Origin of the sequence: Methylobacterium sp. Leaf91 (assembly GCF_001422815.1) — a bacterium.
Lineage (GTDB): Bacteria > Pseudomonadota > Alphaproteobacteria > Rhizobiales > Beijerinckiaceae > Methylobacterium.
Genome location: NZ_LMMP01000034.1, coordinates 237248 through 251293 on the forward strand (window position 1 = coordinate 237248; position 14046 = coordinate 251293).

8 protein-coding genes are annotated in these 14046 nt (G+C 66.0%); 2 read left to right on the plus strand and 6 right to left on the minus strand.

The genetic code is table 11. The annotated features are described in order from the left end of the window. Positions 1-27: 27 nt before the first annotated feature. Positions 28-1398, plus strand: coding sequence for an SGNH family hydrolase (locus ASF32_RS17985; RefSeq protein ID WP_082470003.1), 1371 nt, complete (start codon positions 28-30; stop codon positions 1396-1398). Between the two features lie 79 nt (positions 1399-1477). Here ASF32_RS17985 and ASF32_RS17990 read toward each other — a convergent pair whose 3' ends face one another. The 3 genes from ASF32_RS17990 to gltB all read right to left on the minus strand — a co-directional run bounded on the left by ASF32_RS17990 (position 1478) and on the right by gltB (position 8335). After that, complete coding sequence (locus tag ASF32_RS17990) at positions 1478-2911, minus strand: glutamate synthase subunit beta (protein WP_056431403.1); 1434 nt, start codon at positions 2909-2911, stop codon at positions 1478-1480. A 101-nt stretch (positions 2912-3012) separates the two neighbouring features. Continuing rightward, the gene (locus ASF32_RS17995; RefSeq protein ID WP_056431405.1) at positions 3013-3615 is read right to left on the minus strand and encodes a glutathione S-transferase family protein; all 603 of its coding nucleotides are present in this window, start codon (positions 3613-3615) and stop codon (positions 3013-3015) included. Between the two features lie 7 nt (positions 3616-3622). Beyond that, complete coding sequence (gltB, locus tag ASF32_RS18000) at positions 3623-8335, minus strand: glutamate synthase large subunit (RefSeq protein WP_056431408.1); 4713 nt, start codon at positions 8333-8335, stop codon at positions 3623-3625. 651 nt (positions 8336-8986) lie between these two features. Between gltB and ASF32_RS18005 the strand changes: the two genes are divergently transcribed. Beyond that, complete coding sequence (locus tag ASF32_RS18005; RefSeq protein ID WP_056431411.1) at positions 8987-9916, plus strand: hypothetical protein; 930 nt, start codon at positions 8987-8989, stop codon at positions 9914-9916. Positions 9917-10001: 85 nt separating this feature from the next. Here ASF32_RS18005 and ASF32_RS18010 read toward each other — a convergent pair whose 3' ends face one another. The 3 genes from ASF32_RS18010 to fdhF are packed head-to-tail and all read right to left on the minus strand — an operon-like array spanning position 10002 to position 14044. Continuing rightward, entirely contained in the window at positions 10002-10295 is a 294-nt protein-coding gene (locus ASF32_RS18010; RefSeq protein ID WP_056431414.1) for a formate dehydrogenase subunit delta, read from the minus strand. 43 nt (positions 10296-10338) lie between these two features. Next, a complete protein-coding gene (gene fdhD / locus ASF32_RS18015; protein WP_056431417.1) occupies positions 10339-11196 on the minus strand; it encodes a formate dehydrogenase accessory sulfurtransferase FdhD in 858 nt (285 codons plus the stop codon). Next, the gene (fdhF, locus tag ASF32_RS18020; protein WP_056431420.1) at positions 11183-14044 is read right to left on the minus strand and encodes a formate dehydrogenase subunit alpha; all 2862 of its coding nucleotides are present in this window, start codon (positions 14042-14044) and stop codon (positions 11183-11185) included. The genes fdhD and fdhF overlap by 14 nt, the downstream gene beginning before the upstream one ends. Positions 14045-14046 lie beyond the last annotated feature (2 nt).

Sequence of the window (14046 nt, forward strand, 5' to 3'; positions counted from 1 at the left end):
GCGTACGGGGTGGCCGTTGCGGGACAGGTGAAGGACGCTCTTCTCCGTGTCTGCCTCCTCACCTTGTTCGCGACGCCCCTGCTCTTCGCCTCTGGCCCGTTCGCCGCGGCGCAATGGGGCGATTCCTACGATACCCCTCGCGGCGATTCCTACTACGCGCCGCGCCGCCGGCCGCGCGAGGAGGGGGATTACGGTGGCCGCCAAGCCAACCGGCGCTACGCCCCTCCCCCACAAGAGGCGCCGCGTCAGTTCTACTGGCCCTGGGAAGATCGTCCGCAGCAGGTACAACCGACCCCGGCCCCGGTGCCATCGGCCCGACCCACCCGGCCGCGGCCACCGACGATCGGGGAGAGCCAGCGCTCCTATACGAGGCGGCCGCGTCCGGCCCCCGTGGTCGCCCAGCCGAAACCGGTCCAGCCCAAGGCGGAGCCGTCGATCCGCATCGCGGTCTTCGGCGATTCGCTGGCGAACTCTCTCGGCCGTGGCCTCGATGACGTGTTCGAGGACAATGCCGACGTGGCGATCCTCGACCGTTCGAAGGCCGATAGCGGTCTCGTCCGGAAAGACGTGGTCGACTGGCCTAAGGCGGCGGAGGATTTTCTGAAAACCAGCCCGAAAGTCGCCTACGCGGTCGTGATGCTCGGCGCCAACGACCGCCAGCCGATACGGGAGGGAACCGAGACCGTGGAACCGGGAACGGAACGCTGGCGCGAGATCTACCGCGACCGCGTCGATGCCCTGGCCAAGGTCTTCGCCGCCCAAAAGATTCCCTTCATCTGGGTCGGCGCGCCGCCGATGCGCAGCGAGCCGCTGACGAAGGACATCGCCACCATCAACGACCTCATCCGCGACCGCGTGGCGAAGGCGGGAGGGACTTATGTCGACATCTGGCCGGGCTTCGTCGACGATCGTAACCGCTTCACCATGACGGGGCCCGACCTGGAGGGGCAGGAGGCCAAGCTGCGGACGTCGGACGGCGTGCATTTCACCAAGGCAGGCTCCCGCAAGGTCGCGCATTTCGCCGATGTCGAACTCAAGCGTCTCATGGGCACGAACCCCACGGAGGCGCCGACGGTGGCGCCCGTAGCGACGGTTCCGGGTCCCCTCCTGGATGGTGAGGCCCCGAAGCTCGATGACACCGCGGCGATCGATCGCCAGATCACCTCGATGCTGCCAAGCCTGCCGGAGCCCCCGGGCATCCCCGCCTTGCCGGTGAAGCCCGCGTTCGGCCCGGTCATTCCCCTCGGCCGCGCCGAAGTGACCCCCGGCGGCACGCTCATCAGCGGACGGCAGCGCGATGGCGACGCATCGGGGAACGTGGAGCGGGTGCTTCAGCGCGGCTCGGCGCCGATGCCACAGCCGGGCCGGGCCGACGATTTCAAATGGCCGCCGGGCTGATCCCGGCACGTCTGCGCCGGGTAGCGCGAAGAGATCCGGTGCCGGGGCTCGGCATGGAGCCGGCCCCGGACCTTGGGTTTCAGCGCGGCAGGACGCTCGATCCCATCAGGGCTTCGTCGATCGAGCGTGCCGCTTGGCGGCCTTCGCGGATTGCCCAGACCACGAGGGACTGCCCACGGCGCATGTCACCGGCGGCATAGATCTTCTCGTTGGACGTCCGGTAATCGAGTTCGTTGGCGGTGACGTTGCCGCGCTTGTCCATGACGACGCCGGATTCCTCGAGTAGGCCCTTGCGAACCGAACCGGCGAAACCGATGGCGAGGAACACCAGATCGGCCGGCAGGGTGAACTCACCGCCGGGGATGGGCTGACGCTTCTCATCCACGCGGGTGCAGACCACGCCGGTGAGCTTGCCCTTCTTGTTGCCTTCCAAGCGCAGGGTGGCGGCCTGGAACTCGCGCTCGGCGCCTTCGGCCTGGCTCGAAGAGGTCCGCATCTTGGTCGGCCAGTAGGGCCAGACCGAGAGCTTGTCCTCGCGCTCGGGCGGGCGCGGCCGGATGTCGAGCTGCGTCACCGAGAGGGCGCCCTGGCGGAAGGACGTGCCGACGCAATCCGACGCCGTATCGCCGCCACCGATCACGACGACGTTCTTGGCGGTGGCGAGGATCGGCAATTCGCCGTTGCCCGGCATCGGCTCGGCACCCACTCTGCGGTTCGACTGGACGAGGAACGGCATCGCGTAATGCACGCCGGCGAGTTCCTGGCCGGGGAGCTGCGGGTTGCGCGGATCTTCGGCGCCGCCGGCGAAGAGCACCGCGTCGAACTCGGCGGTGAGCTCGTCGAGCGGCTTCGTCACGCCGACATTGACGCCGTAATGGAAGGTCACGCCCTCCGCTTCCATCTGCTTCACGCGCCGGTCGATATGGCGCTTCTCCATCTTGAAGTCGGGGATGCCATAGCGCAGCAGACCACCGGCCTTCGGCTCCCGCTCGAAGACATGGACGTCGTGGCCGACGCGCGCGAGCTGCTGCGCAGCGGCCATGCCCGCCGGCCCCGAGCCGATGACGGCGACCTTCTTGCCGGTGCGGGACGCAGGAATTTCCGGCTTCACCCAACCGTTGTTCCAGGCGCGGTCGGCAATGGCCTGCTCGATCGTCTTGATCGCGACGGGCTGGTTCTCGAGATTGAGGGTGCAGGCCTCCTCGCACGGCGCGGGACAGACGCGGCCGGTGAATTCCGGGAAATTGTTGGTCGAATGGAGGTTGCGCGCGGCCTCCTCCCAATCCGACTGGAAGACGAGCTCGTTCCAGTCCGGGATCTGGTTGTGCACGGGGCAGCCGGTCGGCCCATGGCAGAACGGGATTCCGCAATCCATGCAGCGCGCGGCCTGCTTCTTCAGGTCGTGCTCGTCGAGGGGCAGCGTGAACTCGCGGAAGTGCCGCACGCGGTCCGCTGCGAGCTGGTACTTCTGCTCCTGCCGGTCGAACTCGAGGAAACCCGTGATCTTGCCCATCGTGATCGTCTTTCGCGAGTCTGTCTGATCCGTCGAGCGGCGGTTGACCGGCCCGGTCCGCCTCAGCTCGTCATCCCTGTTGTGCCGCCCGGTGCCGCCGACTAACCCGTCTTCAGCCTGTGGTCGGCGCGCTCGAAAACATTCGTGCAACGGGTGAGCCACGCCCTTATCGACGGTCTCGCCGCGAGGTCGAATCCGCCCTCATCGGCCCATTGCGTATAGGCGAAGAGCGACACGTCCGCGACGCTGAGCTCTTCTCCAACCAGCCACTCGACACCGCCGAGATGGCGCTCCATCACGTCCAAAGCCGCCTCGCCGCGTGCCACACGGGCCGGATCGCGCGCCTCCTTCGGCTTGCCGAGGTAGCGCATCTCGAACCGGCAGACCGCGATGGCGGGCTCGTGGCTGTACTGTTCCCAGAACAGCCACTCGTCCATCTTCGCCGCGAGGAACGCGTCACACGGGATCAACGCGCTCCCGCGGGAAAGATAGCGGATGATCGCGTTCGATTGGGCCAGACACCGGCCGTCCTCGAATTCGACCCCCGGCACCTGCCCCGCCGGAAAGCGGGACAGGTAGTCGGGTGTTCGGCTTTCGCCCTTCAGAATGTCGATCGGCACCCAGCGATAGGAAAGGCGGAGGTAATCGGCGACGATCTTGACCTTGAGACAATTGCCCGAGACGAGATCACCGTAGATCCGCATACCGGCCTCACTCAGCCGCCACCGGCATCCGCGCCATCTCCATTTCGCGCAGGGCGCGGCGGTATTCCACCGGCATCACCTTCACGAACTTGGTGCGGTAACCCGCCCAATCATCGAGGATCGCCTTGGCACGCGGGGACCCCGTGTACTTCAGGTGATTGGTGATGAGCTGGCTCAGCCGCTCCTCGTCGTGCCCGGACATGTCGGCCAGGATATCGACGCGGCCCTTGGTCTCGAGGTCGCCATCCTGGTGGAAGCGACGCATGACGTCGTCCTCCTCCTCGATGGGCTCCAGATCGACCATCGAGAGATTGCAGCGCGCGGCGAAGGAGCCGTCCGCATCCAGCACATAGGCGATGCCGCCCGACATGCCGGCCGCGAAGTTACGCCCGGTCTCGCCGATGGACACGACGACGCCGCCGGTCATGTACTCGCAGCCATGGTCGCCCATGCCTTCGACCACCGTGATGGCGCCGGAATTCCGCACGGCGAAGCGTTCGCCGGCCGAACCGCGAATGTAGCATTCGCCCGCGATGGCCCCGTACAGGACCGTGTTGCCGGCCATGATCGTCCGCCCGGCGGGTGACCGCAACGCGTCGCTCGGCCGGATGATCAGCTTGCCGCCCGAGAGGCCCTTGCCGACGTAGTCGTTGGCATGACCCGTCAGAACCACGGTGATGCCGGCGGCGAGCCAAGCTCCGAAGCTCTGGCCGGCGGTGCCGGACAGGTTCACCGTGATGGTGTCGTCGGGCAATCCCTCATGGCCGTAGCGCTTGGCGACGACGCCCGAGAGCATAGCCCCAGCCGTGCGGTCCGAGTTCCGGATCACCTCGTTGAGCACCACCGGCTCGGCGGTCTCGATGGCCGCCTTGGCGCCTTCGATCAGGCGACGGTCGAGCACCGTGTCGATCGGGTGCTTCTGCTTCTCCGTATGGCGGATCGCCACGTCGGGGCCGACATCGGGACGGTGGAAGAGCTTCGAGAAATCGAGGCCCCTCGCCTTCCAGTGATTGATGACCTCCAGCGTGTCGAGGAAGTCGGCACGACCGATGAGGTCTTCGAGCTTGGTGTAGCCCATCTCAGCCATCAGTTCGCGCAACTCCTCCGCCACGAAGAAGAAGTAGTTCACCACGTGCTCCGGCGTGCCCTTGAAGCGCTTGCGCAGGACGGGGTCCTGCGTCGCCACGCCCACCGGACAGGTGTTCAGGTGGCACTTGCGCATCATGATGCAGCCGGCCGCGATGAGCGGCGCGGTGGAGAAGCCGAACTGGTCGGCGCCGAGCAGAGCCGCGACGAGCACGTCCCGGCCCGTGCGGATGCCGCCATCGGCCTGAAGCACGACACGACCGCGCAGATGGCTGAGCACCAGGGTCTGCTGGGTCTCGGCGAGACCCGTCTCCCATGGCCCGCCCGCGTGCTTGATGGAGGTCAGCGGCGCCGCGCCGGTGCCGCCGTCGAAGCCCGAGATGGTGATGTGGTCGGCGCGCGCCTTGGCGACGCCGGTGGCGACCGTGCCGACACCGACCTCGGAGACGAGCTTCACCGACACATCGGCGGCCGGATTGACGTTCTTCAGGTCGAAGATCAGCTGGGCGAGATCCTCGATCGAGTAGATGTCGTGATGCGGCGGCGGCGAGATCAGGCCGACGCCGGGGGTGGCGTAGCGGACCTTGGCGATCTTGGCGTCGACCTTGTGGCCTGGCAGCTGGCCGCCCTCGCCGGGCTTGGCGCCCTGCGAGACCTTGATCTGCATCATGTCGGCATTGACGAGATATTCCGTCGTCACGCCGAAGCGGCCGGATGCGACCTGCTTGATCGCCGAGCGACGCGAACGGCCGTCGGCCATCGGCTTGAACCGCTCCACCTCCTCGCCGCCCTCACCGGAATTCGAACGGCCGCCGAACGAGTTCACCGCGATGGCGAGGGTCTCGTGGGCTTCCTTGGAAATGGAACCGTAGGACATCGCGCCCGTGGCGAAGCGCTTGACGATGTCCACGGCCGGCTCGACCTCGGAAATGTCGACGGGCGCCCGGCCGAGCTCGGCCGCCTGCTTGATGCGGAACAGACCGCGGATGGTCTTGAGGTGGTTCTCCTGCTCGTTCACGAGCCGGGCATATTCACGGTAGCGCTCGGGCAGGCCGAGACGCACCGCGTGCTGCAGGGTGGCCACCGAATCCGGTGTCCAGGTATGGCTCTCACCGCGCAGGCGGTAGGCATATTCGCCGCCGACATCGAGGGCGTGACGGAACACCGGAGCGTCGCCGAACGCGTCGGCATGGCGCCGGGCGGTCTCCTCGGCGACCTCGGCCATGCCGATACCTTCGATCGTGGTCTTCGTGCCGAAGAAGTCACGGGCCACGAAGGACGAGTTCAGGCCGATCGCGTCGAAGATCTGCGCGCCGCAATAGGATTGGTAGGTCGAGATGCCCATCTTGGACATGACCTTGAGCAGGCCCTTATCGATCGACTTGATGTAGCGATAGACGATCTCGTCGTCGGTGAGATCCGGCGGGAACTCGTCCTTCATCGCGATCACCGTCTCGAAGGCGAGATAGGGGTTGATCGCCTCGGCGCCGTAGCCCGCGAGACAGGCGAAGTGATGCACCTCGCGCGGCTCGCCGGACTCGACAACGAGACCGACGGAGGTCCGAAGTCCCTTGCGGATCAGGTAGTTGTGCACCGCAGCCGTGGCCAGCAGGGCCGGGATCGCGATACGGTCCGGCCCGACGCCGCGGTCGGTCAGGATGATGATGTTGTAGCCGCCGCGCACCGCCGCCTCGGCCCGGTCGCACAGCCGGTCGACCGCGCCTTCCATGGCGACGGCGCCGGACTCGGCCGGGAAGGTCATGTCGAGGGTCTTGGTGTCGAAACGGTCCTCGAAATGGGAGATCGAGCGGATCTTCTCGAGGTCCCCGTTGGTCAGGATCGGCTGACGGACCTCGAGGCGCTTCTTGCGGGAAGCCCCCTCCATGTCGAGCAGGTTCGGGCGCGGCCCGATGAACGAGACGAGGCTCATCACGGCCTCCTCGCGGATCGGGTCGATCGCCGGATTGGTGACCTGCGCGAAGTTCTGCTTGAAATAGGTGTAGAGCGGCTTCGGCTTATCGGAGAGGGCCGAGAGCGGCGTGTCGGTTCCCATGGAGCCGACCGCCTCCTGGCCGGTGACGGCCATGGGGGCCATCAGCAGCTTGAGGTCTTCCTGGCTGTAGCCGAACGCCTGCTGCCGGTCGAGCAGCGACACGTCGGAGCGCGAGGCGCGCGGGATGACGGGCTTCAGGTCCTCCAGCACGATCTGGGTATTCTTCACCCATTGTGCGTAGGGATTGGCCGCGGCGAGCTCGCTCTTGATCTCCTCGTCGGAGATGATGCGACCCTTCTTCAGGTCGATGAGCAGCATGCGGCCGGGCTGCAGGCGCCAGGATTCGACGATGCTCTCGTCCGGGATCGGCAGAACGCCCATCTCGGAGGCCAACACGACGAGGCCGTCTTCCGTAACGATGTAGCGGGCGGGGCGCAGGCCGTTGCGGTCGAGGGTCGCACCGATCTGGCGGCCATCGGTGAAACAGACGGCTGCGGGGCCGTCCCACGGCTCCATCAGGGCGGCGTGATACTCGTAGAACGCCTTGCGCTCCTCGCTCATGAGCGGATTGCCGGCCCAGGCCTCCGGGATCAGCATCATCATGGCATGGGCGAGCGAGTAGCCGCCCTGCACGAGGAATTCGAGGGCGTTGTCGAAACAGGCCGTGTCGGACTGGCCCTCATAGGAGATCGGCCAGAGCTTCGAGATGTCGTTGCCGAACAGATCCGAATCGACGCTGGCCTGGCGCGCCGCCATCCAGTTCACGTTGCCGCGCAGGGTGTTGATCTCGCCGTTATGGGCGACCATCCGGTAGGGGTGCGACAGCTGCCAGGTCGGAAAGGTGTTGGTGGCGAAACGCTGGTGCACGAGGGCGAGGCCCGAGACGTAGCGCTCGTCCTGCAGGTCCTTGAAGTAATGGCCGAGCTGCGTGACCAGAACCATGCCCTTGTAGACGATGGTCCGGGTCGAGACGGAGACCGGGTAATAGGCCTTCACGCGCGGATCGTTGAGGCCGTAGACCTTGTTCGAGATGACCTTGCGCGCGATGAACAGACGGCGCTCGAAAGCGTCCTCGTCCGTGATCGCGGCCGGGCGGCCGATGAAGACCTGCTTGTGGTGCGGCTCCGTCTCCTTGACGCGCACACCGAGGTCGCTTGAATCCACCGGCACGTCGCGCCAGCCGAGGAAGGGGAGCCCTTCGTCCTGGAGGGACTTCTCGACGATCTCCTCGACGATGCGGCGGCCTTCCTCGTCCTTCGGCATGAAGAACTGGCCGACACCGTAATGGCCGGGCTCGGGCAAAGCGATGCCGAGGCCCTCGCACTCTTCCTTCAGGAGGAAATGCGGGATGTGGGTGAGGATGCCGCAGCCGTCGCCCATCTTGGGATCGGCGCCGACGGCGCCGCGATGGTCGATATTCTCGAGGATGAGCAGGCCCTGAGCCACGATGGCATGGGTGCGCCGGTCATGCATGTCCGCGACGAAGCCGACACCGCAGGCATCGCCCTCGCGGGCCGGATCGTAAAGACCCTGCTTATGCGGCAGGGCGGAATCGCGAACGACGAGCGGCGCGACGCCGTCCCGCGTGGCGGGGATCGGGTTCTGGACGATCCCGGCAACCTCAGATGCGGCCATGCTCATAACCCCTCAGACTCATTCGTCCGTGCCCGCATGCGAGCATGTTTCATGCCCGAATGCCATCCGGCACTCAGGCCCCTACCTCGACGCGGTCGGATTCGTGCAGGATCTTCGGTAAGGAAGCGCCCGCACTCCGCGGGCTCAACGACGGCTTGAATTCAAGCCGTGCGGGCCCGGATCGCCGTAATGGCGACCGGCTTGGAATCTCGTTTTTTCGTGAGATTCGACACCCGCTCGAGACCTTCCGCGTTCCTCGACGGCAATTGTCCTCGGAGACGAATCGCCGCCGGAACACCCTGCCAAAAATGGGACAGCCGTACTGTCCTAATTACGGAAGGTGACAGATTTTAAACGCTCCAGCAAGAGGCTCACGCGCGTGATGGACAGGTTTGATGTGCGCTGCGACCATGCATACATTTTGAGGTCAACAACACGGGCCGATGCTGACAGCGGGATCGGTGACAGGGCCGGGAAACCGACGGATACCGATCGCCCGCGACTTGCCGCGCTTCACCCGCATTCCCGCCCCAATCGGGCGCTCTACAGGGCTCGCCAAGCACAAGCGGCATGCGGGGTGATGGACCGCACGGAGACCTCCATAGACCTGCGTCAACAGTAGGCTATGGAACGAACGACCAAGCAAGACGAGGCACCATGGAATCGAGCCGCAGGGCGCCTGTGCGCTCCCATAAGTTCAGCCGGTCTCAGATCGGCCTGACCATGCTGGCGGGGTTCATCTCCCTGTCGGCCCTCGGGACTGTCACCGCTCAAGCGCAATACGGTTACGAGCCCGACCTTATCCTTCCCCCTCGCGCCGTCGTCTGGCGCCTGAATGACCGCGGCTTCACCGAGGTGACGCGGCCGCGATTCGACGGCCGTGCCTATATCGTCGAAGCAACGGGCCCCTATGGCGACAGGGTGCGGCTCTTCGTGGATGCACGGGACGGCGCGGTCCTTGACCGCCAGCGTCTCGGTGCACCGTTGCCGCCTGCGCCGATTCCGGTCGCCCGTCCGGCGGCGCCCGGTTATGGCTGGACCGAGGCGGACGAGCAGCCCCGTCAACCGATGCGCGAGGCGGCACGGCCTGTTCCCCCCGGTAGGATCCCAAACGGAGATGGTGTGAGCCGGCAGCCGCGATTCGACGTGGCGGCGCGCCCAGACGCGCCTGCCCGCGCGGAACCCGCCGATCGCAACCCGTTGGGTCTCAACCCCGATGCCCGCACCGGCGACGCGAGACGCCCGGCAGAACCGGCGCCAGCCCGCAAAATCACCAGGTTGGCCCCGCCGGCTAAACCGGCAGCGCCCCGGCTCGCTCCGGAAGCCCCCTCCCCGGCCGCGACGGACGCAACGTCCGATGCCCGGACCACCACGCCTCCGGTTGCCGCCATCGAGCAGCCGAAGGTCGAACCCTCGACACCCGCAGCGAATCATCCCCGCCGAGACGCCGCGCAGGCTCCCTCGCCCAAGGCTCAGGCGTGGAGCGATCCGCCTGCGGACAGGAAAGCCGTTCGGGTCATCGGTGGCGCGACGGTCGTACCGGGATCGACCGACAAGGATCAGCAAGGCGACCGTCCGGCCGAGTAGCCGACGTCGTCATCGTTACCGAGACGAACAAAGGCGTCGAGCGACGAAGGCTCGGCGCCTTTTTCTTGAACACGCTCGCGGCCAATCAGCCAGCGTCACTCGCGCCGGCGCCCTGTAAATGGGGGTCATTCGTGGCCGCCCGGACGGGGCTGTCGCTCTGGCTCGGCGAAGTCGTGATCGCCTTCAACGCCAGCGGGTCGAGGTTGCTTCCCTCGGTCGGGCCATAGGTTTCGAGGGCACGGCGCATCTTCGGCGTCCAGAATGCCACGATGTGCTTGTGGATACCCGCCACGGCTTCGTCATCCGGATAGGATCTGAAAAAGCCGGCGATCTGGTTCGCCATGCGGACGAGCTTGTCGTTGGTGGTCAGGGCGCTCATGGGACTGGCTCTGTCGACGGGTGAAGGATCGGCCGCGCGCGACTTAGCGTTCGGCGGCAAGACGAAGACGTTCACGGCCGGAAAAGACCGTGAGGGTGTCCGACCGGGCGATGGCGCAGAGCGTGATGTCGTGCAGTCGCGCCCGGTCGATGGCGAGGGAGGTCGGGGCGGAGATCGCCACCAGAACGGCAGCGCCGAAGGTCGCAGTCTTCTCCACCATCTCGAACGAGCAACGGCTGGTGATGACGACGAAGCCATCGTTGGGATCGGTCCCGGCCCGCATCAGCGCACCGATCAGCTTGTCGAGACCGTTATGGCGCCCGACATCCTCGCGGACGGCGAGAAGATTGCCGTTCCGATCCGCCCAGGCCGCGGCATGGACGGCGCGGGTCGTGTGGTTGAGAACCTGCGCATCGCCCATTCCGAGCAGGGCGCGCTGGATCGATTCGATCCCGACCGCCTGCATTGCATGAGCACGCGGCTCCGCCTTCGGAAGGGCCGCGAGATCGTCGATGCCGCAGACGCCGCATCCGGTGCGCCCGCTGATGGCGCGTTTCCGGGCAAGATGCTCGCGCAGCCGCCCCGGAGCGAGATCCACGACGAGGCGCAATCCCCCGTCTCCGTCCTCGACCCGGACCGACCTGATCTCGTCTGCGGACTCGACGATCCCCTCGGTGAGGCTGAACCCGTAGGCGAAATCCTCGAGGTCGGACGGGGTCGTCATCATGACCGCGTAGGGCACGCTGCCATAGACGAGGTTGACGGGCATCTCGACGGCAAGATCGCGATGCCCTTCGCGGGCCGTGGGATCGTCGTACGCCACGACCAGGGTCGGCACACGCCGGCTCGTCGGAGCCGGCGTGTCGGTGTCGTTCAGATCGTTCCGTTCACTCGGCAGCATTCAATTGCGTCGCGATTCTCGTGAGCGAGAAGTCCTCCTCGAAGAACTTCGCCTGCCAATCTGACGGACGGTTCGTCCGCCGCACCTGTACCGCCGTCACCTTATACTCGGGGCAGTTGGTGGCCCAGTCCGAGTAGTCGGTGGTGATGACATTGGCACCGGTCTTGGCATGGTGGAACGTGGTGTAGACCACGCCCGGCTGCATCCGCTCGGAGACGATCGCCTTCAGGGCGATGTCGCCGGAGCGGCTCTCGAGAGCCACGAGATCGCCGTCGAGAATGCCGCGAACCTCGGCATCGAACGGGTGGATCTCCAGCACGTCCTCCTCGTGCCAGCGCGAGTTCTCCGTGCGGCGCGTCTGTGCGCCGACATTGTACTGCGACAGGATGCGGCCGGTGGTGAGGATGAGCGGGAAGCGCGGTCCGGTGCGCTCCTCGGTCGCCACGTACTCGGTGATCATGAACTTGCCGAGGCCGCGCACGAACCGGTCCACGTGCATCATCGGCGTACCGTTGGGAGCGGCGTCGTTGCACGGCCACTGGATCGAACCGAGTTCGTCGATCTTGGCGAAGCTCACGCCCTTGAAGCTCGGGGTGAGCGAGGCGATCTCGTCCATGATCTCGCTCGGATGCGAGTAGTTCATCGGATAGCCGAGGGCGTTCGAGAGCAGCATCGTACCCTCCCAATCACCGACGCCCGAGAGCGGCGGCATCACCTTGCGGACGCGGGAGATGCGACGCTCGGCATTGGTGAAGGTACCGTCCTTCTCAAGGAACGACGCGCCCGGCAGGAAGACATGGGCGTATTTCGCCGTCTCGTTCAGGAAGATGTCTTGGACGACGATGCATTCCATCGCCATCAGGCCGGCGGTGACGTGGTGCGTGTCGGGGTCCGACTGGGCGATGTCCTCGCCCTGGATGTACATGCCCTTGAAGGCGCCATCGACGGCCTCGTCGAGCATGTTGGTGATGCGCAGGCCCGGATCCTTGTCGAGGGAAACGCCCCAGAGCGATTCGAAGGTCTCGCGGGTGGCGTCGTCCGACACGTGGCGGTAGCCCGGCAGTTCGTGCGGGAACGAGCCCATGTCGCACGAGCCCTGGACGTTGTTCTGTCCGCGCAGCGGGTTCACGCCGGCGCCCAGCATGCCGATATTGCCGGTGGCCATGGCGATGTTGGCCATGCCCATGACCATGGTCGAGCCCTGGCTGTGCTCGGTGACGCCCAGACCGTAATAGATGCCCGCGGCCCCGCCGGTGGCGTAGAGGCGGGCGGCGCCCCGGATGTCCTCGGGGTTCACGCCGATCTTGTCGGCCTGGGCCTCGGGCGAGTGGCGCTCCTCGGCGATGAAACGAGCCCAGGATTCGAAATCGTTGAGGTCGCAGCGCTCCCGCACATAAGCCTCGTCGATCAGCCCTTCCGTGACGATGACGTGCGCCATCGCGTTGATGAAGGCGACGTTGGAGCCGGGCTTCAGCGGCAGGTGGTAATCGGCCTCGATATGGGGCGACTTCACCAGGTCGATCCTGCGCGGATCGGCGACGATGAGCTTGGCGCCCTCACGCAGGCGCTTCTTCATCCGCGATCCGAAAACCGGGTGACCGTCGGTCGGGTTCGCGCCGATGACGAGGATCACGTCGGAATGCGCCACCGAGGCGAAATCCTGCGTGCCGGCCGAGGTGCCGAGCGTCGACATCAGGCCGTAACCGGTGGGCGAATGGCAGACACGGGCGCAGGTATCGACGTTGTTGTTGCCGAAGGCGGCACGCACGAGCTTCTGGACGAGGTAGGCTTCCTCGTTGGTGCAGCGCGACGAGGTGATGCCGCCCACGGAATCCTTGCCGTACTGAGCCTGGATCCGCTTGAACTCGGAAGCAGCGCGATCGATCGCGACCTCCCACGACACTTCCTGCCAGGGGTCCGTGATCTTGTCGCGGATCATCGGCTTGGTGATGCGGTCCTTGTGGGTGGCGTAGCCGTAGGCGAAGCGGCCCTTGACGCAGGAATGGCCGTCATTGGCCTTGCCGCCCTTGTAGGGGACCATGCGGACGATGCGGGTGCCCTGCATCTCGGCCTTGAACGAGCAGCCGACGCCGCAATAAGCACAGGTGGTGATCTCGGAATGGTCCGGCTGGCCATGCTCGATGATCGACTTTTCCTGAAGCGTCGCCGTCGGGCAGGCCTGAACGCAGGCGCCACAGGAGACGCATTCGGAGTTGAAGAAGTCGGTGGGGCCGGCAGCCACGCGGCTGTCGAAGCCACGGCCCGAAATCGTGAGCGCGAAGGTGCCCTGCGTCTCTTCGCAAGCGCGGACGCAGCGATTGCAGACGATGCACTTCGACGGATCGTAGGTGAAATACGGGTTGGACGTATCCTTGGCCAGGTACTGGTCCGAAGACGGCTTGACGTGGTTGGCGCCGTCAAAGCCGTAGCGCACGTCGCGCAAGCCGACCGCGCCTGCCATGTCCTGCAATTCGCAATCGCCGTTGGCAGCACAGGTCAGGCAGTCGAGCGGGTGATCGGAGATGTAGAGCTCCATCACGCCTTTGCGGAGCTTGGCGAGCTTGTCCGTCTGGGTCGAGACCACCATGCCGTTCTCGGCTGGGGTGGTGCAGGAGGCGGGCGTGCCGCGCCGCCCCTCGATCTCCACGAGGCAGAGACGGCAGGAGCCGAAGGCTTCCAGCGAATCGGTGGCGCAGAGCTTGGGGATCTGCGTGCCGGCATGCATCGCCGCCGCCATTACCGACGTGCCGGCGGGAACGGTGACGCTCATGCCGTCGATGGTGAGGGTGACGGTCTGCTCGTTCACCCGGATCGGGGTGCCGTAATCGATCTCTTTGATGAGGGCCATGG